The sequence below is a fragment of the Tropicimonas sp. TH_r6 genome, assembly GCF_033101155.1.
Taxonomy (GTDB): Bacteria; Pseudomonadota; Alphaproteobacteria; order Rhodobacterales; family Rhodobacteraceae; genus Tropicimonas.
This window is the reverse complement of sequence record NZ_JAWMPX010000018.1, coordinates 60,451-85,236: the sequence shown is the minus strand read 5'-3', so window position 1 is coordinate 85,236 and position 24,786 is coordinate 60,451. Positions and strand designations below refer to the sequence as shown.

General features: G+C 62.0%; 21 protein-coding genes. 10 read left to right on the top strand and 11 right to left on the bottom strand.

All coding sequences use genetic code 11. The features are described 5' to 3' along the window. The first annotated feature begins 282 nt into the window (after positions 1-282). Positions 283-648 carry a rhodanese-like domain-containing protein gene (locus R3X27_RS16880; RefSeq protein ID WP_317710048.1) on the top strand — a complete coding sequence of 122 codons (366 nt, stop codon included), beginning with the start codon at positions 283-285 and terminating at the stop codon, positions 646-648. A gap of 117 nt (positions 649-765) precedes the next feature. Next, positions 766-1,749 carry a hypothetical protein gene (locus R3X27_RS16875; protein ID WP_317710047.1) on the top strand — a complete coding sequence of 328 codons (984 nt, stop codon included), beginning with the start codon at positions 766-768 and terminating at the stop codon, positions 1,747-1,749. A gap of 97 nt (positions 1,750-1,846) precedes the next feature. On the opposite strand, the gene R3X27_RS16870 is transcribed toward R3X27_RS16875, so the two are convergent. After that, entirely contained in the window at positions 1,847-4,114 is a 2,268-nt protein-coding gene (locus R3X27_RS16870; protein WP_317710046.1) for a polysaccharide lyase family 7 protein, read from the bottom strand. Between the two features lie 194 nt (positions 4,115-4,308). Next, positions 4,309-6,102, bottom strand: coding sequence for an ATP-binding protein (locus R3X27_RS16865; RefSeq protein ID WP_317710045.1), 1,794 nt, complete (start codon positions 6,100-6,102; stop codon positions 4,309-4,311). On the opposite strand from R3X27_RS16865, the gene R3X27_RS16860 reads away from it, so the two are divergent. Then, entirely contained in the window at positions 6,049-6,810 is a 762-nt protein-coding gene (locus R3X27_RS16860; protein ID WP_317710044.1) for a hypothetical protein, read from the top strand. The two genes, R3X27_RS16865 and R3X27_RS16860, sit on opposite strands and share 54 nt — an antisense overlap. 130 nt (positions 6,811-6,940) lie before the next feature. Here the strand turns inward: R3X27_RS16860 and R3X27_RS16855 are convergent, their stop codons facing one another. From R3X27_RS16855 to R3X27_RS16830, 6 genes are read right to left on the bottom strand one after another with little or no spacing between them, the layout of a single operon-like run. Beyond that, positions 6,941-7,483 (bottom strand): DUF3833 domain-containing protein, encoded by a 543-nt coding sequence (locus R3X27_RS16855; RefSeq protein ID WP_317710043.1) that lies wholly within the window; start codon positions 7,481-7,483, stop codon positions 6,941-6,943. Between the two features lie 9 nt (positions 7,484-7,492). Beyond that, positions 7,493-8,077 carry a DUF3833 domain-containing protein gene (locus R3X27_RS16850; RefSeq protein WP_317710042.1) on the bottom strand — a complete coding sequence of 195 codons (585 nt, stop codon included), beginning with the start codon at positions 8,075-8,077 and terminating at the stop codon, positions 7,493-7,495. Further along, positions 8,074-9,339 carry an MFS transporter gene (locus R3X27_RS16845; RefSeq protein WP_317710041.1) on the bottom strand — a complete coding sequence of 422 codons (1,266 nt, stop codon included), beginning with the start codon at positions 9,337-9,339 and terminating at the stop codon, positions 8,074-8,076. Before R3X27_RS16845 ends, R3X27_RS16850 begins: the two co-directional genes overlap by 4 nt. Then, the gene (locus R3X27_RS16840; protein ID WP_317710040.1) at positions 9,336-9,830 is read right to left on the bottom strand and encodes a hypothetical protein; all 495 of its coding nucleotides are present in this window, start codon (positions 9,828-9,830) and stop codon (positions 9,336-9,338) included. Before R3X27_RS16840 ends, R3X27_RS16845 begins: the two co-directional genes overlap by 4 nt. Continuing rightward, entirely contained in the window at positions 9,823-10,980 is a 1,158-nt protein-coding gene (locus R3X27_RS16835) for a cyclopropane-fatty-acyl-phospholipid synthase family protein (RefSeq protein WP_317710039.1), read from the bottom strand. Before R3X27_RS16835 ends, R3X27_RS16840 begins: the two co-directional genes overlap by 8 nt. Then, the gene (locus R3X27_RS16830; RefSeq protein WP_317710038.1) at positions 10,931-12,259 is read right to left on the bottom strand and encodes an NAD(P)/FAD-dependent oxidoreductase; all 1,329 of its coding nucleotides are present in this window, start codon (positions 12,257-12,259) and stop codon (positions 10,931-10,933) included. Before R3X27_RS16830 ends, R3X27_RS16835 begins: the two co-directional genes overlap by 50 nt. 174 nt (positions 12,260-12,433) lie before the next feature. On the opposite strand from R3X27_RS16830, the gene R3X27_RS16825 reads away from it, so the two are divergent. From R3X27_RS16825 to R3X27_RS16810, 4 genes are all read left to right on the top strand, one after another. After that, on the top strand, positions 12,434-13,207 hold the full coding sequence (locus R3X27_RS16825) for a DUF1365 domain-containing protein (RefSeq protein WP_317710037.1): 774 nt from the start codon (positions 12,434-12,436) through the stop codon (positions 13,205-13,207). Further along, entirely contained in the window at positions 13,204-13,944 is a 741-nt protein-coding gene (locus R3X27_RS16820) for an SDR family NAD(P)-dependent oxidoreductase (protein ID WP_317710036.1), read from the top strand. The genes R3X27_RS16825 and R3X27_RS16820 overlap by 4 nt, the downstream gene beginning before the upstream one ends. A 247-nt stretch (positions 13,945-14,191) precedes the next feature. After that, a complete protein-coding gene (locus tag R3X27_RS16815; RefSeq protein ID WP_317710035.1) occupies positions 14,192-15,229 on the top strand; it encodes an Ldh family oxidoreductase in 1,038 nt (345 codons plus the stop codon). Between the two features lie 189 nt (positions 15,230-15,418). After that, complete coding sequence (locus tag R3X27_RS16810; protein ID WP_317710034.1) at positions 15,419-16,348, top strand: aminotransferase class IV; 930 nt, start codon at positions 15,419-15,421, stop codon at positions 16,346-16,348. Positions 16,349-16,471: 123 nt separating this feature from the next. Here the strand turns inward: R3X27_RS16810 and R3X27_RS16805 are convergent, their stop codons facing one another. After that, a complete protein-coding gene (locus tag R3X27_RS16805; protein ID WP_317710033.1) occupies positions 16,472-17,578 on the bottom strand; it encodes an AI-2E family transporter in 1,107 nt (368 codons plus the stop codon). Between the two features lie 358 nt (positions 17,579-17,936). Between R3X27_RS16805 and R3X27_RS16800 the strand changes: the two genes are divergently transcribed. After that, positions 17,937-20,231 (top strand): AsmA family protein, encoded by a 2,295-nt coding sequence (locus tag R3X27_RS16800; RefSeq protein WP_317710032.1) that lies wholly within the window; start codon positions 17,937-17,939, stop codon positions 20,229-20,231. A 278-nt stretch (positions 20,232-20,509) separates the two neighbouring features. Here R3X27_RS16800 and R3X27_RS16795 read toward each other — a convergent pair whose 3' ends face one another. Together R3X27_RS16795 and R3X27_RS16790 are read right to left on the bottom strand one after the other, a co-directional pair. After that, complete coding sequence (locus R3X27_RS16795) at positions 20,510-22,042, bottom strand: hypothetical protein (protein ID WP_317710031.1); 1,533 nt, start codon at positions 22,040-22,042, stop codon at positions 20,510-20,512. Between the two features lie 8 nt (positions 22,043-22,050). Next, positions 22,051-22,338, bottom strand: a complete 288-nt coding sequence (locus R3X27_RS16790; protein ID WP_317710030.1) for a hypothetical protein — start codon at positions 22,336-22,338, stop codon at positions 22,051-22,053. Between the two features lie 77 nt (positions 22,339-22,415). On the opposite strand from R3X27_RS16790, the gene R3X27_RS16785 reads away from it, so the two are divergent. Both R3X27_RS16785 and R3X27_RS16780 read left to right on the top strand, forming a co-directional pair. Next, a complete protein-coding gene (locus tag R3X27_RS16785; RefSeq protein WP_317710029.1) occupies positions 22,416-23,879 on the top strand; it encodes a glycosyltransferase family 1 protein in 1,464 nt (487 codons plus the stop codon). Continuing rightward, positions 23,816-24,745, top strand: coding sequence for a hypothetical protein (locus R3X27_RS16780; RefSeq protein ID WP_317710028.1), 930 nt, complete (start codon positions 23,816-23,818; stop codon positions 24,743-24,745). Before R3X27_RS16785 ends, R3X27_RS16780 begins: the two co-directional genes overlap by 64 nt. Positions 24,746-24,786 lie beyond the last annotated feature (41 nt).

Genomic DNA, 24,786 nt, shown 5'->3' with positions numbered 1-24,786 from the left:
GGACACATGTGCGGGCCGTGTTGGCGAAAAGGATGCGGTTCATTCCTGACCGCTTAGAATCGTTCTACAACAGCAGGGCCAGCATGTTTGGATTTGTCACTTTGTCAGGGGCCAAATGGAATATAAATACAGATGGCAAATACGGCTATTTGGTTGGGTTTTGCTCGGGCCTGACAATCACTTGGATCACTCCTCGGGCGGTGCTTTTTCAAGGAGACTATTGAAATCAGGACTTCAAGCGATCAATATATTCAATAACCAGAATTCATAAGGGCGAAACAGATGCTCCTGACCATGCTCAACCCCTTTGGGGCCGGCGGCGAAACCATCGATCCGACGAAGGCGGTGACGATGATCAAGAAGGGCCAGGCGGTGCTGGTCGATGTTCGCGAGACCGGTGAGTTTGCCGGGGGGCACGCGAGCGGAGCGGTCAACGTTCCGATGGGACAGGTGGCCCGGATGGCGAACCCGTCGGGGGCCGGATGCCTGCCGGAGCTGAAGGCCGGCAAACCGGTCATTCTCTACTGCGCTTCAGGCGCGCGTTCGGGCATGGCGGGGAAGATGTTCCGCAAGCTCGGCCATGGCGAGGTCTACAATCTTGGAAGCCTGTCGGATTGGAGCAATGCCGGCGGGCGCGTGCAGCGCTGAGCCCAATCCGGGCATCGGGATTTGGTCGCAGGCCCGCAATGGCATAGGCTGAGGCCGAACAGGGCATGAGAAAGCGCCAGGGTGCAGCCGGAACACGATAACTATACAGAAAGCAGGGTGGAAACGGAGATCCGGCGCAGGGTTTCCGAGCTGGCGCGAACGTTGGACCTGCCGCCGCGCCAGGGAGCTGCTCCCGCGGAACGGGCGCGGCAAGAGCTGGGCCGGGCGGTCAGGGCGTTGCGGGGCGGCGGCATTGCCAGCCCGGATTTTGTGTCGGCACGGCGGTTGCGCAGCTGGGCCGAGAGCTGGCCACGGATCGACGCGCTGCTGGCCGCACAGCTCCCACCCCGTGCCCAACCGCTCTTCGAGGAGGGCGGAGAAGGCTTCGCCGGCCATGCGAGCCGGGCAGGGATGGTCGACGAGATGTTTGGCGCGCTGCACCATGTCTTGAGCCCGGCGCAGCAGGATCCAGCGATGCAGGCAGCAGGCAGTTTCAGTGATCTTTCTTTCAGCCAGTGGCGTTTCATGACCAATCTGCAGGCCGCTCTCCGGGTGTTGCGGGCGCAGGGGCGGCATGCGGGCACGCGGTTTCTCGATGTCGGCTGCGGGGCCGGACTCAAGCTGCTCTCCGCGGCCCCATTCTTCGACCGATCAGAGGGGCTGGAGTTCGATCCGGGGCATGCGCGGGCCGGGCGGGCGCTTCTGGCGCGCGCGCCTTACGGAAATCTCGCGCTGCAGGAAACGGACGCGACCTGCTTCAAGGACTATAAATCCTATGACGTGATATATCTTTTTCGTCCCCTGCGGCACCCCGAGAAGCTAGCCGCGCTGGAGGACCGGATCGTCTTGCAGGCGCGGCCCGGCGTGCTTCTGATCGCGCCCTATCCGCAATTCGCGCTTCGGGCGGAGGGGCTCGGCTGCGCCCGGATCGGCGGCGACCTCTACCTCGCCCATGCCGATGCGGCGGAGGCGGCGGCGCTGGTGGCGCGGGCGGAGTTCATCGGGCTGAGCGTGAAGGCGGAGGCGGGACTGCCGCTTCCCGCGCTTTGGGCGCCGATCCTGGAGGCGTCCCGGCGGCGCGGCTTCCTGCCCGGGGCCTGACCTTGCGTCCTGCTTCGGAACGAGAAAAGGCCCGAAACGGTGGGAACCGTTCCGGGCCTCGTTTTGTCTGGGCAGCCCGCCCGGCTGGCGGATGCCGTCAGGGCAGGATTTCGACACTTACGCTGGAGAAGTCCAGACCGTTATCCGGCGTGTCCTTCTTCTTGGAGGTCCCGAAGGTCTTGCTGTTCACGTGGAAGGCCAGCATGCCGAAATTATTGACATCGCTGCCCTCGTCGAGCTGGGAGAACTCGGTGAGGACCGTGCCATCCTTGGTCAGTGAGCCCGAGATTTCGAGTCCATTGGCCAGTTTCTTCACCGCCATCGTGCCGGTATAGCTCGTGCCAGGCTCGAACTGGTAAGGCGCGCCACCGCCGCCAAGACGCTCATAGCCCTTGGTGGTTCCGAGCAGGCGGCCATGAGTGTCGTCCTTGTGCTTGCGCACATCGATATTCGCGGCGTCCGGGTTGCCGAGTCCGATATCGAAATCGATCATGTAGCCCGGCAGCCCGTCATAAAGCGGGTTGGGCGATTTCGAGGAGGCGGAGAGATCGCCTTCCAGTTCGGCCCGGCCCAGCTTGTCGTAGAGCCCGACGCGGAAGGCGGAATCGCGATCCGTGCCGATCGACTCCGGCGTGGTGAAGTCGAAGCTCGCCACGAGGGTCTGGCCGTCGGCGAGCGCCTGCGGGGCGAAGGTCGTGCGGATGCCGCGACCGGAGCCGCCGGAGACCAGCCCGAGCGCGCCCGGGGCGATCTCGATGGCGCTGCTGGAGCTGGTTGTCCACCAGTTGGCGTCACTCGCGCCACCGGCATCGCGGCTGCCATCGGCGAAGTCATCCTCGAAGATCACGCCCGGCACAGCAGGGGCGATCTCGACAGGCGCAGCGTTTGCCTTCATCTCCAGCGCCGGGCCATCAGTCGGGGCCGGGTCATGCGTGGCGTCAAGCTTGTAGAAGATCACACGGTCGAAATCCGTCTCCGGTTCGGGGCTGGTATTGTTGCCCGAATAGGCGCCCGCCTTGAAGAACATGAACTCGTCCTCGACGGAGAAGCCGCTGTCGCGCATATCGAATGGTTCGGCCATAACCTCGCTGCCATCGTCGCGGATGATCTTGAGGTGCAACATCGGGATGATCTGGTCGCCCTCCGGCTCGCCCTTGACCTCGATCTCGTAGGAGAAGATCTCGTCCAGCGCGATGCCGTCATCGGGGTTGTCGATCCGGTCGCCGCGGCTGCCGATCACGTCGACCCAGACTTCCTTGCCGATCTCGGGGTCATGCGCGAAATAGAGCGAGCCGAACTTGTTCTGCGGCAGCTTGCGGTAATAGAGCCGGATCGGTTCGTCATTCTTGGCGTGGATCTGTCCGATCACGACGCGGCCGACCTGGTAGGCCTTGCCCTGGCGCGTGACCTGGTTGACCGAGAGCGTCGCCGTCATCTTGCCGTCGACACCGGCGGCTGCCGTTTGCGCGGAGAGCGGGGCGGAGGAAAACACCCAGTTATTCTTGTTCGGGTAGCCGCCATCGACGCGGGTCTGGATCGCGTAATCGCCCCGCCGCAACATGCCGCGCAGCTCGGTGCGGGTGTAGCTCGTGTTCTTGGAGGTCTTGGCACCGGCCGGGGTCACGCGGAACACCATGCCGCCGGTGGCGGGGTCGGTGTAAAAGAAGCGCGGGTCAGTCCAGCCTGCGGCCAGCTCTGCCTCGTAGACGCTGTCGGACTTGCCGTCGCCATCGTCATCGGCTGGCGTGGTGACGTACCAGCCCAGCAGGTCGAAATTCTCGCCCGGCGTCTTTTCCGGGTCGAGTCCGAAGAGGCCCGTACCCTTGCGCTCTGTCAGGACCGGCTGATCCGGCATCTCGACCGGCACGCCGCAACCGGTGGCAACAACTTCGACGATGCTGTTCCAGTCATTGCTCTCATTGCCATTGGCGATGATGCGAATGAATTGAGCCTCCGTGGGCTCGAACGTGTAGGCCTCCAGTTCAAGTGTTGTGCCACCGGATTGACCTGCGGGCACGATCTCCGTGAACCCGGTTCCATCCACTGACGTTTCGATGGAGAACGCGGACTTGCGGCTGTCCCCTTTGTGCCAGGCGACGGAGAGAGACTTCAGGGTCTGCGGCGCGCCGAGATCCAAGAGGAGGGGTTTCGGTTCCCCCTGACCCTGGTTCGACCAGCGCGAATCCGATTGGAAATCGCCGTCGATGGTGTTTTCCGGACCGTGAGTCTCTTCATAAAGCCCGTCATCGGTCGCGGAGACGATGGTCAGGCTCTCGTCGGCATCACAGGCAGCATTGGCCATGGCCTGAGAGCCGATCACGGAAGCGACGCATACGCCCATGACGATCCATTTGCTTTTCCTCACGTTTTTCCTCCCTTGAGCAAAGCTTCGCAGCATTTGTAAACATTTGTTATCCCAAACTCAGTCGAATTTCCATATTTTTACCCACTTCCGTGACGGGACGTTCGACCGATCCGGAAGATCGGCCGGGTAATCTTCAAGTCTTCCCTTGAGACAAAATGCGAGTAGGCGGCGCAGCCGTGTCGTAGCCCCTGGTTTCAGCCGTCAGCATCTTTCGCCGTGCGGTCGAGAACCGTGATGACGGCCTCGAGGAGCTTTGAGCGATGTACTGGCTTCATGAGGTGTATGTCTTCACCACAGAGGCTCATACCATGCGCTGTCGCTTGATCTGTATAACCCGACATGAAGATAACCGGGAGTTCAGTGCGGATCTCCCGGAGCGCCTTGACAAGATCCGTACCTTGCAGTGTTCCGGGCATGACGATGTCCGTCACAAGAAGGTCGAATCCAGGATCCGAGTGGAAGATCGAGAGCGCGTGATCTCCGGACCGTGCCTGCGTCACGATATGGCCGGCACGTTCCAAAATCGCCTCCAGAACGTCCCGAACTCCCGGTTCATCCTCCGTGAGAAGGATTTTTGCGCCCGTACCTCCCTGTAGCGAGGTGTCGGGGCGACTGCTCTTCAGCAGGTTCTTTTGATCCGTAGCGGCCGGAAAAAACAGTGCAATCGTGGTGCCTTCTTCCTGCGAGGACCGGATCCGAACCGTGCCGCCACTTTGCCGCATGAACCCCACGACCATCGACAATCCCAGACCGGTTCCGCGCCCGGTCTCCTTTGTCGTGAAGAAGGGTTCGAAGATCTTGTCCCTAAGATCCTTTGGAATCCCGTGCCCGGTATCCGTCACCGCGAGTTGGACATAGCGGCCGGGAGCCAGTTCCTCGCCACCTTCTCCGGCAGAGTCCGCGTCGATATGGATATTCTTCGTTGTCAGGGTCAGGCGGCCATGGCCATTCATCGCATCGCGTGCATTCAGGATGAGGTTCAGCAACGCGCTTTCGGTCGCCCCCCGATCAGCGGACACTTTCCACAGGCCGGATAGTAAAGACGTTTCCACGGTAATGGAGTCGGGCAGTGTGCGCCCCATCCAGCTGTTGGCGTCGCGCAGGACGTCGTTGAGATCGAGCCTTTCCGGTGCAAGCCGTGCCCGGCGGGCAAAGGCGAGCATATTGCGGGTCAGATCCGCGCCGCGCTCGGTTGCATCCAGCGCGGACCGAATCAGTCTCGACGTCCCCGGGCTGTTTTCCTCCTCTGCCAGCAGTTCGAGACTGCCCATGATGACGGCGAGAAGGTTGTTGAAGTCATGCGCCATGCCGCCCGTCAGATGACCGATGCTTTCGTTTTTCTGGGCCTTGAACGCCAGATCCCGCTGCTTTTCGAGTTCAGCCTCGCGGGCCACCTCCTCCGAGACGTCGAAAACCATACAGAACCAGCTGACCATTCCATTTTCCATGGGAACCGGGTGGCCCCGCCCTGTCAGCCATTTCTCGACGCCCTCCGGGGTTCGGATCTGCCAGGTATGGGTCCAGGGGCGCATCTCTCGCGTGGCAGTGACGAGATGTCGGGTGAAGGCTTCGCTTCGTTCCTTGTTGACGGCGCGGTTCCAGAGTGCGAGCGCATCGCTCTCGGCGACACGCGCATCCACCCCCCAGAGGTCTTGACAGGAATCCTGATTCAGAAATGTCACACGGTCTTCCGGGCCGGGGCGGTCTATTCCGGCAGGTCTGGAATAGACGAACGCAGCTCCGGGCAGGTTGTTCACCAGTGCGCTCAACTTGGTTTCAGTGGCCAGGAGCCGGCTTCGGGTCGCCTGGCCCGAGATCGCGAACCAGTTGGCCAGCAGGACCGGAACGAAAAGCAGGACACCAAGGCCAAGCGTTCGTAGCCTGGGAACGGCCATTTCGTCGAAAGAGGGCCGCCATCCGTCAAGCGGGCGGATATGGAGCAGGAACTCGCCGACCGGGTAGTGCAGATCGGTTCGGATGGGCGCCATGTCGCCTTCCTGACGCCATTCTGCGGGCAGTTCTGGCATTGGCTCCGCCTGCAACCTCGTGAGGAACAGGAAATCGAACTCCGACATCAGGTCTCCGCTGCGCAGTTCCCGGGGCATAATGTCGAACCGGACCACGGCGCCTACCATGCCGCGCGTCACGATCTCGACCCCGTCCACGTCCCGAACTGCGAAGCGCACATCCAGCTCGGCGATTTCTCCGTCTATCACGCGCAGGTCGCCTACCGGCGGCAATCCACGCGCAAGTTCATCGGTAAGGGCCGGTCCTCTTTCCGCCAGATCGCCGATTGCGGGCCTCCCAATGCGGCTCTCGTTCCCTTCCAGCGGGTAGACGAAGCGGGTCGTGAATCCCGGGGCCATTTCTGCACGGATCAACCGCAGCGGCTCGTGGAACGTCTTGCGGGCGAGGGCGTCAAACGCTTCCTGATCAATGTCGAAGCCTCCCCCAATGGCAATCGCCAGATCGCGTGTGCTCCGATGGGATCGGGAAAAACTGTCATTTATGGCGACTTGGACCTGTTGCAAAAGGTCGGCCGCCTTATCTCGTCGCTGGTCTTCCAGGCGTCGTTTCTGAATGCCGTCGAAGACAAACATCGCCACGAAAAGAATGACGGCCACGACAAGGGATGGAAGATAGCGCACGCGGTCAGCATCCATGTTTTGGGCAAGTTTCTCCGGGTCTCCGGGTGAACCCTACAACAAGGAAGTGAATAACCGTTCAAACTAAAACCATTGATATGCATGACGGTGCGGCTGTGCCTCCCTCGTCTACATTCCCCGCGAGGACCTTCCTGCCCTCGCCGGGTTACTCAGACGGCCGTCAGTTGTCCTTTTCGAAGGTGATGATGGCCTCGCCGAGTGCAACCCCAAAACGGCTGACATAGGCGCGGTTGAGAACGCGGCCATCCGCCATGAGCCACATCCAGTCGTCGAAATCGACCCGCATCGTTCCCTTTCGCACCGGGAGATCGATCCGGTAGACCCAGTTGAAACTGTCGCCACGTTCAACGCCGGTTGCTTTCCCGAGCACCCCGGGCGCGGTGCCGGTCCAGCTGTCTTCGCCCGTCTTGGTCAGCGTCCAGATCCGCTGCTCGGTTTCCCCGTCATCATAAACAAAGTCCTCCACGAGCCGCAGGGTGCTTCCGTTCCACGTTCCGTCGATCTCAACCGTGAAACGCCGCTGGACGGTTCCGAACCGATCCTGGAACTGGCCATAGGCCACCGTCCGGCCTTCGAAGAACTCCTCGAGATTGAGTTTCCGATCCGAGAGTACCGGGTCGTCCGGTCCGGGACGGCCGGAACAGCCTGACAGGCCTAGGAGCAGGAGACCGGCGAACAAGGTTCCGATGAGTGCGCGTTTCATGACCTGCTCCTATTGGGCCGCGATGGATTGCTGCGCTTCGGTCGGCGCCGGACGCATCGTGGCGACCAACTCGGCGACCTTGATGCCGAATTTCCGCATCTCGGAGCGGTTCATGATCGAGCCGTCCTGCATGAGATAGAGCCAGTCGGTCACGTTCAGCACATGTCCGCCTGCCTCCTCGGGTAGCCGGATCCGGTAACGCATCATCACGGTCGAGCCGGAGATCACGCCATGACCCTCGCCTTCGAGATCGTCCGCCGTGGCGGTGAACGTATTGTCCGGCCCCAGTGTGAGATACCATTTGCGCTGCATCCTATTGCCGTTGGAATAGGTGAAATCCTCGCTCAGCGTGCCGGTGTCTCCGTCCCAGTCGCCCTGCATCCGGGCAATAAAGCTGTTCGTCATTCGGCCATTGGGACCATAGATCAGCCCTTCGGAGTCTATCGGGCCATTCAACACCTGACGGATGTCGAATTCCGGCGAGGTGGCCGCGTAATCTGCCGGCCGTTGGGCGCGAAAGCTCAGCAGCAGGGATCGCGCCGAGACGATGGTCAGCGCTAGGAGGAGAAGGATCAGGAGGGCCGTGATCTTCATTGGGGAGAGTCCTCGGTTGGGAGCGCCAGGACGACGGCCATGGCGAGCAGTTTCAGAAGGCAGGGGACGACAGCATAGGCAATCGTCAACGCCTGGAGAGCGACGGGCGGGTTCTCTTGTCCGGGCGCGAAGCCGCTGGACTGGAGGGCCGGCAGGACGAGAAAGGCAGCCAGGGCGAGCCCGAGCTTGCCAGCGAAGGACCAGATGCCGAAGGCGGCGGAGGCGTTGAGCCCGGCGCGGGTCAGCGCGATGGAGAACATCGCCGGCAGCACCACCATGTCGGCGCCGAGGGCTGCGCCTGAAACTATGCAGATCGCGGCGAAGGCTGCGCCTTGACTAGGGGCAAGAAAGCCAGCGCCGACGAAGCCGAGAATGGCCAGCGGCATGGCAAGCAGCAGCACGGCGCGTGGGCCGATCCGCTGGCTCAACCGCGCCCAGCCGGGAACGCTCAGCCCGGCACAGAGGAAGAAGAGGATCAGGAACGGGCCGGCCATGCCGGGCAGTTGCAGCTTATCCTCGACGAAGAACAGGAAGAGCGTCGATGTGATCGCAACCGGGAGAGAGTTCACCAACGCCAGAGCCAGAAGGCGCAGTGCGCCGGCTTGCCGGAGGCCGTCCAGCGTCAGCCCCTGGCCGGGCCATACCGGACGGCGCCACATTGGCAGGGTCAGAGCGGCGACAAGACAGGCAACACCACCCAGCAGAAGCCCGAAGGCGCGATAGCCTCCCGTTTCGCCTCCCTGGCCGGCCAGAAGCGCGGGCGCCATTGCGGCCAGCACCACGCCGGCCAGCATACCCGCCTCGCGCCACGCCGAGAGCGTCAGCAAAGCGCGTGGTTCGGCGCTTTCGGCCAGCGTGGAACTTCGGCCATAGAGCAGGATCATGCCGAGGCTGTAGGCGGAGAAGAGAAGGACCAGTACCGCGAGCAGGCGCCAGACCACTGCGCCGCCGGGTTCCAGCGTGAAGAGCAGCGGAAAGCCGACCGCAAGCCCGGCGGCGGCGGTCATCGCGAAGGCAGGCTGCGCAGTCGGCCAACGGTCGATGGCCCAACCGATGGCGGGATCCTGCACGAGGTCGACAAGGCGGATCGCAAGCAGCAACGTCCCGATCGTGGCCAGGCCAATGTCGAGATGAACGGAGGCGAAGCGCGGCAGATGGATATAGAGCGGAATCCCCGCCGCCGCGAGCATGAGCGCATAGAGGCTCACCCGCGGGTAGCGACGCAGGGACTGCGCCGGATCTGCCTGCGCCGCGTCGGTCATTGCCCGCGCAGCTTTCGCGTGAACCGGGCCGAGCGGCTGTTCTCACCGAGGAAAATCCCCATGAAGCGCGGCGTGATCTGCGCGTGTGACAGGGTGCAGGTCCGCGCGCCGTTGAGGCTGAAGTAAAGCCGGTTCGGCCCGTCGGTCACGGCAAGGAAGCGGTCGCTCTTGCGGACATCCTTGAAACAGGCATCCAGCTTTCCGCGCACCGGCAGCGGGCCGCCGGTGCGGTCAAGTTCGCGCATTGTACTCTCGACAAGGTCATATTGGGTAAAACTGCGCAGGTAGCGCAGCTCCAGAGCAAAATCCTCGTTCCAGTCCAGCGCCGCGCCGCCTTTCGTAAAAAGCCGCGCCTCGTAGATCGGTATGCCCAGATGCCGATAGGTGGCGCTTCCGCGCTCGCTGGCACCGGCAAAGGCGGCCTGTGCGGGCACAGGCAGAGCTAGCAGGGACACGGCCAGAAGGGCGGCAGATGCGAAAATCCTAAACATGGGCCAGCTCGACCTGGACCACGTCCGTATGACCGACCGCGAAGGAGGCCGCACAGATCTCGAGGTAATACTGCCAATTGCGGAAGAAGGGCTCGTCATGGCCGAGCGCGTGGATGCGCCGCTTCTGATGCAGCAGCCGCTCGGCCCAGATCCGGCAGGTCCGGGCGTAATCCTGGCCAAACGCGAAGCTGTTCTGCACCGCGAGGCCGGCAGTGCGGGCCTGCTCGGAGATAATCTTGTCCGAGAGCAGCATCCCACCGGGAAAGACATATTGCCGGATGAAATCCGAGGAGTTGCGATAGGTCTCGAAAAAGCTGTCTGGAACGGTGATCGCCTGGACAAGTGCCCGACCCCCTTCCGCAAGACTGCGCTGGATAGTGCCGAAATAGCTCGGCCAGTAGCGCTCGCCCACGGCTTCGATCATCTCGATGGAAACGATGTTGTCATAGCGGCCGGAGATGTCGCGATAATCGCAGAGCTTGATGTCGGCGCGACCATCCAGCCGCGCCTCGGCGAAGCTGTGCTGGTTGCGCGAGATGGTGACAGCGGAGACATCGCGTCCCTGCTCGGCGGCCTGTTCGGCGAAACCGCCCCAGCCGCACCCGATCTCCAGCACCTGCTCGCCGTCCGAGAGCCGTGACAGGGCGCGCATGTTCTTGCGCTGTTGGCCTTCGGCGAGGCTGCTGGTCCCAGAGTCGAAAAGCGCCGAGGAATAGGTCATGCCTTCGTCGAGCCAGAGCTGGTAGAACTCGTTGCCGACGTCGTAATGCGCCTTGATGTTGCGCCGCGCTCCGCGACGGGAGTTGGATCGCAGAATGGTGTCGACCATGCGGAACTTCATCCGGTTGAGCACGCCGGCATGGTCATAAGCGCCAAGCTCGTCGCGGTTGCGCATCGCCATCGCCACCAGACCTTCGACCGAAGGTGTGTCCCAGAGTCCTTGCACATAGGTCTCGCCGAGCCCGACTTGCCCATGTGCGGCAATCGCGGCTACAGCCGACCAGTCGCGGATCTCCATCTCCGCTTCTTCGCCGACACTGCCGAAATGATACGTCTCGCCGTCGGGCGTGCGCAACGTCAGACGACCGTCGCGCAGCCGTTCACAGCTCGACAGGAATTCTGTCTTCAGCGCTTTCGAAGTCAGGTTCATTGCGGGTGTCCTCCGTCTGTGTGGGGTTGAGCTGGCGCGTCACGCGCAGCGCGCTGGCGATGCCGTCTTCATGAAAGCCGTGGCGGTTATAGGCGCCTGCAAACCAGGTGTTGTTCTCGCCTTGGATCGCCTGGATGCCTTTCTGCGCCTTGAGCGCCGGACCATCGAAGATCGGGTGGGCGAACTCCTTGCGGTCATAGATCATGTCCTCCGCGATCTCCGAGGACGGGTTCAGCGTCACGAAGAGCGGATCGTTCTCGGGGATGTTCTGCAGCTTGTTCATCCAGTAGGTCACGCCGATCGCCCCGTCCTGCGATCGATAGGCCCAGCTCGACCAGCAAGCCTTGCGCTTCGGCATCTGGCCGGGGTCGCGATGCAATACTGCGCTGTTGGTCTGATAGCGGATCGCGCTGAGATGGCTTCGTTCGGCCGGGGTCGCCTCCGCGCCGAGAATCGCAAGCGCCTGGTCCGAGTGGCAGGCGAGGATCACCTCGTCGAACTGCTCCTCATGCCCGCCAGCGATCCTGAGCTTTGCCCCGGATGTATCGCGGGTGAGCCCCACGGCGGGCGCGTTCAGGCGGATCGTCACGCCGCGCACCTGCAACGAGGCCTGAAGCCTGCGCACATATTCGATGCTGCCGCCCCGAACGGTCCACCACTGGTGCTTGCCGGTGCCGGCCAGCAGCGCGTGGTTGCGGAAGAAGCGCACAAGCGACCGCGCGGGGAAGCGATCCACCTCGCCAACCGGAGTCGACCAGATCGCGCCGCACATCGGCATCAGGTAATACTCGCGGAACCAGCGCCCCAGCTTCAACTCCTCGACCAGCTCGCCGATCGACTTGGTGTCATCCTGTGCAGCCGACTCGGCCCGCTTGCCGAAGCGCAAAATGTCCGCGACCATGCCGTGGAATTGCGGCCGGAACAGGTTGCTCCGCTGCGCGAGGAGCCCGCTGAGGCTGCCCAGACCGTATTCGATCCGGCCATTGTCGATGCTGGCGCCGAAACTCATGTCGCTGCGGACAACCGGCACGTCGAGATCGGCGAATAGCCGGGTCAGGTTCGGATAGGTCGCGTAGTTGAAGACGATGAAACCGGTATCGACCGGCTGGTCGCCCCGGAGGCCGGCTTTCACTGTACGAGCATGTCCGCCCAAACGACTGCCCGCCTCGAAAACGGTCACGTCATGGGTCGGAGCGAGCGAATGCGCTGCCGCAAGGCCCGAGATACCCGCGCCGACAATCGCTATCTTCTTTCGGGAGAGTGGTTGGTCGTCGAACATGGGTCCCTCGAACAAGTGGTTGTTTGAAAAGGATACGACAGGCACACTGTGTCGGATCAGAAAAAAACGTGCCGCCCGGGAGGTGACGCTGAGGCAGTCTACCCGGGTGATGGCTTCGCGCAACGTCAAGGAGGGAAGATCGATCCGGTTGACCGTTTCGACCGTAAGCATCACATGATTGATCACATCGCCGGCCAGACCTTTCACGCCCGACGCGGGCATCTCAAACACGCTTTCAAATACAGCGTGGACTTCGTGCTTGCGGATCTGCCTCTGCGCGAGACACCGCGATTGCTCTCCGCCAACCGGTTCAATCTCTGGCACCTGTCCGACCGCCACCATGGCGGCCCGCGCGGCGCCGGGCGCGGCGTCGACTGGTTCCGCGAGCTCCTCGCGGCGCGCAAATTCCCGCTCGAGGGAGCACAACTGGTGCTCCTGACCCAACCCAGCTTTCTGTGGTTCGAGTTCAACCCGGTCAGCTTCTGGATTGCCCTGCGTGACGGCGCTCCTTGCGCCTTCGTGGCCGAGGTGAACAGCACCTTCGGGCAGCGCCATTGCTATTTCTGCGCCCACGACGATTTCCGCCCGATACAGCGCACGGACCGGCTGTCAGCTCAGAAACTGATGCATGTGTCGCCCTTCCAGAAGATCGAAGGGCAGTATCACTTCAATTTCGACCTGACCGACGAGGCGGTGGATATCCGCATCGCGTATGAGAACGGGAAGGACGGGGTAATTGCCACGCTCAGCGGTCCCCGACGCCCGGCCACGAATGCCTCGCTGGCCCGAGCCGCGCTGGCCCGGCCGCTGGGGGCCGCGCGTGTGCTGGCTTTGATCCACTGGCAGGCGATTTTCCTCTATGTCAAACGCGCGCCCTTCCTGAAACGACAGCCTGCCCCCGAGACGCTGGTCTCCGACGGGCACGGCGCGCCGGAGGCGGGTCAATGAGTTTCGATGGCAAAACCTACTGGCTGGTTGGCGCCAGCGAAGGCCTCGGGCGCGCGCTGGCGACCCAACTGACCGAAGAGGGGGCCCGCGTTGTGCTCTCGGCCCGCAATGCCGAGCGCCTGGCGGAACTGGCCGCGGAACTTCCGGGGGCCCGTGCGCTTCCAATGGACGTGACGGACCCGACCTCGGTGAAGGAAGCTGCCCATGCTGCCGGGGCCGTGGATGGGGTGATCTACAATGCCGGGGCTTATGAACCGATGCGGACGGCCGATCTGGACAGCGCATCCGCCATAGCCATGTGCGACGTCAATTATCTCGGCGTGCTGCGGGTTCTGGGCGAAGTCTTGCCCGGGTTCCTCGCGCGGGGGCGGGGCGACATCACGCTTGTCGGCTCGCTCGCCGGGTATCGTGGATTGCCCGCAGCGATCGGCTACGGCGCCAGCAAGGCGGCGCTTGTCAGCCTTGCCGAGACCATGCGCTATGATTTGAAGGGCAGCGGGATCACGGTGCGACTGGTCAATCCCGGCTTCATCCGCACGCGGCTGACCGAGAAGAACAGCTTCCGCATGCCGATGCTGATGTCTCCTGGGCAGGCTGCGGAGCGCGTGGCCCGCGCGATGCGGTCATCGAGGTTCCGGACCGATTTCCCGGCCCCCTTCTCCTGGGCGATCCGCAGTCTTCGCTTGCTGCCGGATGTGCTCGCCTTTCGTCTGGGTGGACCGCCGAGCCCCCATTGACGGGAAGGATTTGGGGCGGGTGTTTTCCCCGGCACTCCGGGCCGGTGATCAGGGGCATTCTGGGACACTCCCGGCTTGCCGGATCGGCACTCATGTGAGTATGAAATGCTGACTGCGGAGGAACTGAAAACCGGTGAATGCGCCGGCTTTTCCAGGTCCCTCGGGCACGACCTTCGGATGGTGAGTGATTTGGAAGCCCGGGTGGTCTGGGTCTGTACCAATATCGACACGGATCGGTGAGAGTGAAATGACACAGGCAGCGACGCTTTCCTTTGATGATTTGTGGGCACGCATCCAGCGCGTTTTCGAGACGGCGGGCGTGCGGCGCGAGACGGCAGCCGCCGTGGCGCGGGGGATCGCATCGGGAGAGCGCGACGCGTGCAAATCCCACGGTGTCTACCGGATCGAAGGCTGCCTGCGTGCTTTGGCGGCCGGCAAGGTTGTGCCCAACGCGGTGCCGAAGGTGCATGTGTCCAGCCCATCCGTGGTCGAGGTCGATGCCGGCGGCGGCTACGCGAACGCGGCCTATGAGGCGGCGATGGAGACGCTCGTAGCGCGGACGCGCGAGAGCGGGCTCGCCGCCCTCGTGATCCGCGATTGCCTGCACTTTTCCGCGCTCTGGTACGAGGTCGAACAGCTGGCCGGTTACGGTCTGGCGTCGCTCTCCATGTGTCCGAGCTATGCGACGGTCGCGCCATCCGGCGGGGATCGACCACTGCTGGGAACAAATCCGTTTGCCTTTGGCTGGCCACGGGTTGGGGAGCTGCCATACGTTTTCGATTTTGCGACCTCGGTTGCAGCGCGCGGCGAGATCGAGCTGCACCGCCGCGCCGGAACCCCGATCCCCGAAGGCTGGGCCGTCGACTGCCATGGCCAGCCGACGACGGACCCGCAGGCGGCGCTGGACGGGGCGATGTTGCCTTTCGGCGGCCACAAGGGGTCGGCCATATCCACCATGATCGAACTGCTCTCAGGCGCCATGCTGGGCGAGTTCATGAGCCAGGAAGCTCTGGATTTCAACGGAACCACGTCAATCCTGCCCCGCCACGGCGCCTTGATCCTTGCGCTCGAGCCCGGTGTCTTCGCGAAGCGGTCGGGGCGCGATCCAATTGCCGAGGGCGAGCGGTTGATCACGGCGATCGAAGGCCAGGGCGCGCGGCTGCCCTCGCAGAGGCGCTTCGCGGCTCGGGCGCGGGCGCTGTCGGAGGGCATTCGGCTGAGCGCGGAAGAGGTCGAACAGCTGGAGCGCTTCGAGGCGCTTGGGCTGGGTGCTGTTGCGGATTGAACCCGGCAGATGAGAGTATAAGAGTGATCTGCGTTCCATACACGATAGGCTTTGCCCGACGCATCGCCGGCAGGGAGATCTTCATGTCGGACGACGAGAGCGCCCCGCAATCCCCGTCCGACGCGTCGGACGGTTCCTTCAGGCGCGCACGCATACCGGCCTTTCATGGCCAAATCTCAGGACACTGACATGACGACGACCGATCCCGACAAGCCAACGACCCACGATGCCGAGCATGATCCGCGCAATGACGACATCCTGATCTACGTGAACGGAGAGCTGAAGCCCAAGATGGAGGCCGTTGTCTCGGTCTATGATGCGGGTTTCATGCTGGGCGATGGCATGTGGGAGGGGATGCGCCTCTATAATGGAAAATGGGCCTTCTTCGATGACCATATGGACCGCCTGTTCAACTCCCTGAAATCGATCTCCATCGATCTCGGGATCGGGCCGGGCGACATTCTGGAGATCCTGAACAAGACGGCCGACGCCAACGGAATGACCACGGATGCGCATTGCCGCCTCATGATCACGCGGGGGCGCAAGGCCAAGCCGTTCCAGCATCCCGGTCTCAGCCAATGGGGGGCGACCATCGTCGCGATCCTGGAGCACTCGAAACCCGTCGAGCGGTTGCAGAGCGGGGGCATTCGCCTTGCGACCGTGCCGCAGGTGCGCGGCCTTCCGATGAGCCAGGATGCGAAATTCAACTCGCATTCCAAGCTCAATTGCGTGATCGCCTGTATCCAGGCCGAGCAGGCCGGCGCCGATGAAGGCCTGATGCTGGATCCGCATGGGTTCGTGAACACCACCAATGCCTGCAATTTCTTCATCGTGCGCCGTGGCGAGGTTTGGACCTCAACCGGGGATTATTGCATGAATGGCGTCACGCGGCAGAAGGTGATCGACCTTTGCCGGGCGAATGGCATCCCTGTCTTCGAGAAGAACTACTCCCTCTACGAGGCTTACGGTGCGGACGAGGCCTTTCTCACCGGCACGTTCGGCGCCCAGACACCCGTTGCGGAGATCGATGGCAAGCCCATCGGCACCGGCGAGCGTCCGGTGACGAGGCGCATCCGGGACCTCTACAAGGCGCTGGTCGCTGCGGATACCGGAGGCTGAGCAAACAGGACATCAACGAACGCGTCCTTGTCATGATTGGCGCTCGGGAGGCCGCTGACGCTACGCGCATCTGCGGCGTCGACCTCGGTCCGGGGGCGATTGCGTTCGCGCCAGTGCCGGCCGTCACGCGACCAGTTTGCCGGTTTCGACTCCGTGCAAGTCGGCCTCCTCGCCAGTTTCGCCGATATCCGGCAGCCCCCGTTTCGACAACAGGATCGCGACGGGACGCAACCTTGGGACGTGAGAGCACACGATCATGACGGCCACCATGATCGGGACCGCGAGGAACATGCCCAGCACGCCCCAGACAGCAGCCCAGAAAGCGAGGGAGATAATGATCCCGAGCGACGACAGCTGGAGGGTGTTGCCGAGCAGGAGCGGTTCGAGCACCTGTCCGACGCAGAACTGGAGCGCGCCGATGACAGAAAGCAGCAGCAGCCCCGTGCCCTGGTCGCCGGTCTGGACATAGCCCACGAGCGCAACAATGAGAGTCGCGAGGATCGATCCGATATTCGGGATGAAATTCAGCACGAAGGTCAGAACGCCCATCGCGAAGGCCAGTTCCAGTCCGAGCAGGCGCATCATGAGATAGACGAGACCTCCCGTAATCGAGCTGATGGCCGCCTTTACGACAAGATAGCGGTTCACGCGATGGACGATGGAGGAGATAATCGCTTCGATGCGGGCGGCGCGGTCAGGGTCGTCCAGCAGGTTCTCCAGCTTGCTGAAGAACCAGATCCGCTCAAGGAACAGGAAGCCGATGAAGAGGATCACGAGCACAGTGCCCGTGACCACGTTGCCCGCTTGCCCGGCCGCCGTCGCAAGCCACGGGGCGATCTTCATCTCCGACATCCAGGACAACAGGGCCGTTTCGACATCCTCCCCGAGCCAGCCGAAGATCTCAGCCACGGCCTCCCGGGCCGGCCCCGCATATTGGAGCACGGTGGACACCACGACATTCGTTTGCGTCAGGATCACGATTGTCAGGAAGGTCAGCACCGCCGCGATGAGTGACACGGCAAGGATGGATGCCAGCAGAACGGACAGCCGCGCCCGTCCGAAGCGCAGCCGCTGGAAATAGCTTATCGCCGCCGAGGTCAGCGAGAACAGTATCAGAGCGATCAGGAAGGAAATCAGGATGAATTTCGCCTGCACCAGTAGGAACAGGATCACGGCAAACGCGATAACGCCCAGAAACCAGATCTGAAGGCGTTGCTGATCGCTTTGCATGTGAGGTGTCTCCCGGGGATAGAATGCGCGCGGAACGCAGGAAAGGACGTTGGACAGGTCGAAGCAACCGGTCGCCTGGTCTCAAACAGATAGGAACGATGGCCCGAAGCGGCAAGCGGATGAGCGGAGGCTCAGGAGCGCTGAAGTGCCTGGAAAAGGCCGTGTCCCGATCCAAGCGACGTCCGCCTCAATCGGACCGGAACTGAATGGCCGGAGACTGGCCTGTTGCAAGGCGCCCGGTGGAAGGTGTTGAGGGCACCAGCCATGTCGCGTTAGGAAACAGGTGTAGGTGGGGCGCGTTTGTGACGGCGCGGTCTGCCGCTATTCTTCGGGTGTTGGCAAGGCAGGGGACAGGGCGATGCGATGGATCTTCCGGGTGGTCTCGGCAATGGTGACCTTTGCGGTCCTGACGGTGATAGTGATTGTGTTGATCCCGGCCGAACGCATCGCCGAAGTCGCCGCCCGACAGGTTGAAGCCGCGACCGGGCGCAAAATGACGATTTCCGGAGAGATCTCACCGTCGATCTGGCCCGAACTCGGCGTGTCGACCGGGCCGGTAACGCTGGCCAATGCCGACTGGGCCGAGGGTGGGGCGTTCTTTTCCGCAGACGCGTTGGCCATCGGCGTCGATTTTCAGAGCCTCTTCGGCGGTGCGGTGCGGGTTCGCCGGATCGAGGCGACAGCCCCACGCATTCGGTTGGAAAGAGCTGCGGATGGACGCGCAAACTGGGAGTTCGATATTGGCGGGGAGAGCGGCGATACTCCAGCGGACGGTAGTGCGCCGTGGATGGTGACGCTGGACCGCGCCGAGATCTCGGATGCCGACATTGGCTATATCGACCACGTTTCCGGACAGCAATTTGAGGCGTCTGGAGTTGACGCGGTGATGGCAATGCCGGACGCCGACGGACCGTTCGATCTGGCGCTTTCGGGACAGATCAACGGAGAAGCCTTCGAAACCAAAGCGCGGCTCGGCTCGGTTACGGGGCTGATAGAGGGCGCCACCGTGGGTCTTGCTGTCGATTTGGCGGCGGCTGGCAGCACGGCCCGCTTCGACGGGCAGGGCGGTCGCGCGGCGATGCCCGAGGGCCGGCTTGAAGCCGATATCGCCGATCTCGACCGGTTGCTCGCGGTCGCGGGGCTCGACGGCTCGGTTGTGCCGGACGCGGTGCGCTCGAAATACCGGCTGGGGGGCTTCCGGCTCGTGGTCGATTCACCCTCGGCCAACGGCCCAGCCGATCTCGCGTTCTCAGGCGTGGTAAACGACCAGAATTTGGAGCTGACAGCGCGGGTGGGTTCGGTCACCGAACTGCTTGCGGGCAATGTCGTGGCACTCGGTGCGGATGTGAAAGCCGCCGGCAATCGCGGGCGCTTTGACGGGCGTGTAGGCACCGCGCCGGTCGTCGAGGGCCAGGTTGTGGCGGAGATCTCCGATCTTGACCGGCTTTTCAGGCTCGCGGGCGAGGCCGCGCCAGGCCTGCCCGCCGGGGTCGGTCAACGTATCGCCATTGACGGTGGCGTGATCTTCACTGGAACGGCCTTCAACCTCAGCGATGCCAGTGTGACCCTGGACGACACCACCGCCCTCGTGTCGGCCGACTTGACTCTGTTCAAGCGCCCAATGCTGACGGCGCGGATTGACGCGGGCGCGCTGGACCTCTCGCGTTTCGTCGATAATGACGACGGCGCGGAGGCAGACGCAGGGGATTTAGGCTGGCCACAGGACGTCATCGACGTTTCGGCTCTGCAGATGCTCGACGCGGACATCGTGATCGCGGCTGACAGCGTCGATCTCGGATTTCTTCGGATCGCTCCGTTCGAGACCTCCAGCCGTTTGGACGCAGGGCGCGCGGTGACCGAGCTGCGGAAATTCGGCGCTTATGAAGGCAATATCGGTGGAAGCTTCGTCGTCAATAGCCGGGGAGGGTTGTCAATTCGGACCAATCTGGCAGGACGGGACATCGCGCTGCAGCCGTTCCTGACACAGGTCGCGGATTTCGACCGGTTGCGGGCTTCGGGCGACGTGACGTTCAATCTGCTCGGCATCGGGGATTCGGTGCATGCGCTCGCCCACAGCCTCTCGGGAGATGGATCGGTCGAAATTGGCGCGGGTGAGTTGGTCGGGCTGGACCTCGTTGGCATGGTCCGAACCATGGACCCGTCCTATGTAGGGCCGGGATCGAAGACGATTTTCGACCGGATCGCAGGAAGCTTCACTGTCGAGAAAGGGCTTCTGACAAATGACGACCTCGTCGCCACCGCGCCGCTCTTCGAGGCGACGGGTGCTGGGCAGCTGGGCATTGGTGCGCAAACCCTCGACTACCGGATCACGCCGAAACTCTATGAAGGCCAGGACGTCCTGATCCCGGTCCGGATCGCCGGCACGTGGGATGCGCCGCGTGTCTCTCTTGATCTGGAGAGTGTGGCGGAACAGCGGTTGAAAGAGGAGACCGAACGGCTCCGGGCCAAGGCCGAAGAGCGGGTTCTGGAGCGGGTCGAAGAAGAACTCGGTGTCGAACTCGAGCGCCGTGAGACTCTCGAGGACACGCTACGCGAGGGGCTCGAGGACACGCTGCGCGAGAGAGTGGACGACGAGTTGCGGGAAGGGCTTGGTGATCTGCTCGGAGGAACGGGATTGTTTGGGAACAACTAGGCGGCCTCAAAGCTGTTCCAGAGCGTCTCAAACTGGCATTGACACCGGCCTCAAGTGTCGCCGAGCGCTGGGTCGTGCCAATGACTGGATCTCTGGGTTGGTTGCCGTTTGAATCGTCGTCACGAAAGGATACGGGCAGGTCCTGGGCGACAGCTCCCATTGTCGCCGATAGAAGACAAACCCCTCGCTCCCGAACCGGGGAGGAGGGGTTTGCCCTTCGGTTTCGCCATCGAGCTGGCACGTAGCGTTCCGAAACGCACCGAACGGTTCGAGTCCGGTCAGGCCCGGGACACTTCGATGAACCGGCGCCTCTTGCTGTCCCATGTCAGCGTGATCGACTTGAGATTGTCGTCCAGAGTGTAATTCCCACCCGATAGAACGATGTTGCCGGCGGCGGAACGAACCGTGATGGGATCGGTCGGGCCGCTATAGGCCACCAGAGTTATGGTCGTGTTGGGAAGATGCTTGCTGGAGGTTTTGCCCTTCGAGACAATGCTGTTGATCGTGTCCAGGTTCTGTCCTGCCCCGCCAACAGAGGCCAGCGAGTAGCAGGTCGCAACATTCGGCAGATCCACCTCGGAGCTCTCCGAGACCGTCACGAAATTGTCCATCGAGATGTAATCGACATCCGGTTCGAATGCGCCGCCGTGAGTAGTGCTGCCGATCCTGACGTTGACCGCTGTCGTCGTGTTGGAGACGTTGATATGTCGATCAAACGTGTTGCCGGAAACGAATGCGACGTTCTCGACCTCGGCGCCGTCCACAGATTCGAGCCAGATGTAGTCAGACGCGGAGTAGGACGAAGCGAGCTTGTAGTTGGAAATCTTGAAATTCCGGGCCGTCGCACGGGCAACGTGAACGAATTTCTCGGCGTTTTCCGAAGCTCCGTTGAAGAGCTGCACTTCGTGCCCCTCGTTGTAGAACGCGGTCACGTCCTCGCCGTAATGGGACCGTCCTCCCATTCCGCCGCCCGTGAACAAGACGCGGGCAGGGCACTGTGTGGCCCCGTCACTGAGTATCACCACATTGGAAAGCTCTGCGTCGCCGGATCCCGAGCCGGAAAACCACGAGTTGTCGAAATGGCACTCCAGGACGGTGCCATACAATCGGAGGGCGGACGCCTTGCACAATTTGACGACCGTATTTCTGGTTCGAAGGTTCTGCACGAATGGACCTGACGTACTCGCGCCCACCGCGTCGATGCCATAGCGGCCGCAGCCCTGAATATGGCAATCCTCGATGTCCACAGTGTCCACCCAGGTGGAGGCGGCCATTGGAATCAATGAAATGCCGTCCTGCGACGACATCGAGCTATCTCCGTAAATGGAAAGATCCCGCCACCCGATCCGAACGGTACTTACCGTGTCGCTCACCGAGAACACCGGGGCATCGGAAAACGGATAGAACTTGGTCTTGTAGATGGATGTTCCAACGATCCGAACGTCGGATTTCATCACGACATTGCACTTGATCGTAAGGTCCCCGACCCCAAGTTCGCCGAGACGGTTCTCGTGGATGAAATCGATTGCCGCCTGGACAGCCGCACTTTCGTCTGAGCCGTCCCCTTTGACGCCAAATTGTTCCATGGTTGGGCGACGGCCTGGCTGGATCGGCACACGCAATCGTGTGCCACACTCCGTGGCCAGATGATGATCAACCGCGTCCGACGCAGCGACTTCGTAGGTGAAACCCTCCTTGAACAGGACGATGGCATCCCCTTCCGAGTAGCTCTCCACCGAGGTGATCAGTGTCGGCAGGTCCGCAACAAACCTCTTGGAAAAGGCTTCTGCGTTTCCACGAATAATCGACATGAATTACCTCACTGATTCCAGCACACACGGAAGGTGCATGCATCGACCGGATTGAAACGAATTGTGGAGCGGTTCGCGACGATCACGATGTCGGCGGCGCCAGTGGCTGTCTCGAATGTCTCCCATAGTCCGTCCGGGTCGATGCGCTGCAATTCGACCGAGCCGCCGACCTCGATGTCGAGCGCGACATCCTTGGCATGGTGTTCGAAACCCTTCAGGTCGTTCAGGTCGGTTGGCAGGTCCGTGTTCTCAACCCAGCCTGGGAGAGTTATGGCGGTATTGCGCCAATTGCTCATGGTATCACTCCACTATCGGGTATGGCCGCAAGATCGCAGCCAGAAAAGCACGGAGAGAATCCTTCGAGATCGTTAACATGATCCCACCGAACCGTGCGTTGCACGTTCCCGATGCGTTCTGTGTTGGGCAAGCTTGGCAGCGAGAGCATCTCTTCGCCTATCTGTTATCCGTGCTGCCGGAACATGAGCGCGATGTCGCCGAACACGGAAACGGCCTGCCAGCGGCTCAAACCCAGGCGGACCGACCGGGGCAGGGCGGCTTTGCCCCCAGCCAAGCGCCGGAAACCTTATTTGAGTTTCCAATGCGGGGCATCTTCCCTACAACATCCGCTCAAGAATTGTCCGGAAGAGATGTGCGATATGATTTGTTCCATAGCTTCCAGTCCTGGACGAAGAGCGGGGGCGACATGAGTCGTCCCTTCCGCATTCTTTTCGATGCTCACACTTTCGATGCAGGCTGGCAGGGGACGACGACCTATCTTGCCGGAGTGCTGAACGCCCTGCCTGAAGCCATGGAACGGCAAGCTCCCGGTCAGAAGGTTGAAATCTTTTGCGCCGCCGCGGCTGCGGAGCCGATCTCCCAATCGGTGACCACTCCGTACACCTTCATTCCGATCCGCACCGGCTTCATTGCGCGAAACGCGGTCGATATTCCAAGGGTCGCTGCGGAGGTTGGCGCGGATCTTGTCGTGAGCCAGTATGTGCGACCCTTCCGCAGTTCCTGTCCGACGCTCAGCGTGATCCACGATGTCCTGTTCCTGGATTATCCCGACAACTTCTCCTGGACGTTTCGCAAGATCCGCGAACTGGTATTTGGCTGGTCAGCGCGTCATTCGACCATGGTTGCGACCGTTTCCCGGTATTCGGCAGAGCGGATTGAAGCGCATTTCGGCATTCCTTCCGAGAGCATCCTCCTGACTCCCAACTCGGTCGACCCGGCTTTTGCCAGCGCCGAACGACCGAGGAACAGCACCGGCCAACGCCCTTTGAGACTGCTTTCAGTATCGCGGCTGGAGCGACGCAAACGACATGAATGGGGTATCCGTGCCGTCGAAAGGCTGAAACAGGCGGGGATCGCTGCAGAATACCTGATAATTGGTGGCGGTGAGGGCCCTTACGCGGACAGGCTGGAGGCCGAGGTTGCGTCTGCGCGTGAGGCTGGATTGTCTGTCGACCTCAAGGGCGGTGTCTCTTTCCGGGACCTGGTCGCGGCATATTCCCGTGCGGATCTGTTCCTCTGCCCAAGTGAGTCAGAGGGCTTTGGTATTCCCGTTATTGAAGCCGCTGCTGCTGGTACACCTTGCGTGGTTTCCGATGGCGGTGCTCTCGCTGAATTTGACGGACTCTTTGAAGGCGAGTCCTTTCCAGCGGAAAATGAGGAAGCGTTCCTTTCAGCTGTCGAAAGGGTTGCTGCCGATATCGAGATCTGTCTCGACCAGGCCGCAACAAGACGTCATGAAATTGCTGACCGCTACCAGTGGTCGAACGTTGCGGATGTCTACGCGACGGCAGTTCTGGAACTGGGACACTCGGCGGCATGATCTCTGTCGTAACCGTTTCTCACAAGTCCTACGATCTGCTGTCTGACTACGTCGAAAGCTTCCTCACGCACCATTCCGGTCGAGATGCCTTGGTTCAGATCGAATTCGTCTTCATTGAGAATTCCGGGGACGAGCGGATTGCCGAACATGCATGTCGGTTGCGGGAGGCGGGGTTCGCAACCCGATGGGAGCTTTCCGAGAACCGCGGGTTTGGCGCTGGATGCAATTTGGGAGCTGCGCTGGCCAGTGGCGAACTTCTGGTCTTCGCGAATCCAGACATGCGCTTCATGTCAAATATCTGCGGGTTGAAAGCCGTGTTCGGAACCTCAAAATGGGGAACCGTTGCGCAGACCGGCGAAGACGGGAAGATCTATGCCTTCGATCTTCTGCCCGAATATCGCAGCGTCCTGACCGAGCTGCTGCGCGTCTACCGGTTCTGCCATCGGCTGAAAGCCCTGCATCGATATGTTTATCCGGTGGGATCCTTCATGGTTGTCCCGCATGCCGCTTTCGAAGCCACTGGGGGCTTTGATGAGCGGTTCTTCCTCTACTACGAAGAAGCGGAACTCAGCCGCCGCCTCCAGGGCGCGCTAGGTCCGCCTGTTCTTCTCCCGACGATCAAGATTCATCACCAAGCGTTCGGGACGCAGGGCAGTTCCGATTTCACGTATGAACAGGAAGCGATGAGCATGGTCACATATGGAGATGTGATCGGGCACCCTGATCTGGCTCGGCGACGTCTCCGGATGCTGCAACGACTGTCGTTCCTGTCGACAGCAGCGGGAGAACGAGCAGCCTTTCTCGAGCGCGCCATCGGGATCGAGAGCAAGGTCCCGGATCGGGAAGACAGCGCATGTTCGAAATAGATTTCCTTGTTGTCGGAACGCAGAAAGCCGGAACGACCAGC

Excerpts from the sequence above, each read along its gene's own strand:
- R3X27_RS16880 (WP_317710048.1), top strand. The coding sequence starts at position 283 with ATGCTCCTGACCATGCTCAACCCCTTTGGGGCCGGCGGCGAAACCATC.
- R3X27_RS16860 (WP_317710044.1), top strand. The coding sequence starts at position 6,049 with ATGGAGCAGGAACTCGCCGACCGGGTAGTGCAGATCGGTTCGGATGGG.
- R3X27_RS16865 (WP_317710045.1), bottom strand. The coding sequence starts at position 6,102 with ATGGCGCCCATCCGAACCGATCTGCACTACCCGGTCGGCGAGTTCCTG.
- R3X27_RS16855 (WP_317710043.1), bottom strand. The coding sequence starts at position 7,483 with ATGAAACGCGCACTCATCGGAACCTTGTTCGCCGGTCTCCTGCTCCTA.
- R3X27_RS16850 (WP_317710042.1), bottom strand. The coding sequence starts at position 8,077 with ATGAAGATCACGGCCCTCCTGATCCTTCTCCTCCTAGCGCTGACCATC.
- R3X27_RS16845 (WP_317710041.1), bottom strand. The coding sequence starts at position 9,339 with ATGACCGACGCGGCGCAGGCAGATCCGGCGCAGTCCCTGCGTCGCTAC.
- R3X27_RS16840 (WP_317710040.1), bottom strand. The coding sequence starts at position 9,830 with ATGTTTAGGATTTTCGCATCTGCCGCCCTTCTGGCCGTGTCCCTGCTA.
- R3X27_RS16835 (WP_317710039.1), bottom strand. The coding sequence starts at position 10,980 with ATGAACCTGACTTCGAAAGCGCTGAAGACAGAATTCCTGTCGAGCTGT.
- R3X27_RS16830 (WP_317710038.1), bottom strand. The coding sequence starts at position 12,259 with ATGTTCGACGACCAACCACTCTCCCGAAAGAAGATAGCGATTGTCGGC.
- R3X27_RS16825 (WP_317710037.1), top strand. The coding sequence starts at position 12,434 with ATGATTGATCACATCGCCGGCCAGACCTTTCACGCCCGACGCGGGCAT.
- R3X27_RS16820 (WP_317710036.1), top strand. The coding sequence starts at position 13,204 with ATGAGTTTCGATGGCAAAACCTACTGGCTGGTTGGCGCCAGCGAAGGC.
- R3X27_RS16815 (WP_317710035.1), top strand. The coding sequence starts at position 14,192 with ATGACACAGGCAGCGACGCTTTCCTTTGATGATTTGTGGGCACGCATC.
- R3X27_RS16810 (WP_317710034.1), top strand. The coding sequence starts at position 15,419 with ATGACGACGACCGATCCCGACAAGCCAACGACCCACGATGCCGAGCAT.
- R3X27_RS16805 (WP_317710033.1), bottom strand. The coding sequence starts at position 17,578 with ATGCAAAGCGATCAGCAACGCCTTCAGATCTGGTTTCTGGGCGTTATC.
- R3X27_RS16800 (WP_317710032.1), top strand. The coding sequence starts at position 17,937 with ATGCGATGGATCTTCCGGGTGGTCTCGGCAATGGTGACCTTTGCGGTC.
- R3X27_RS16795 (WP_317710031.1), bottom strand. The coding sequence starts at position 22,042 with ATGTCGATTATTCGTGGAAACGCAGAAGCCTTTTCCAAGAGGTTTGTT.
- R3X27_RS16790 (WP_317710030.1), bottom strand. The coding sequence starts at position 22,338 with ATGAGCAATTGGCGCAATACCGCCATAACTCTCCCAGGCTGGGTTGAG.
- R3X27_RS16785 (WP_317710029.1), top strand. The coding sequence starts at position 22,416 with ATGATCCCACCGAACCGTGCGTTGCACGTTCCCGATGCGTTCTGTGTT.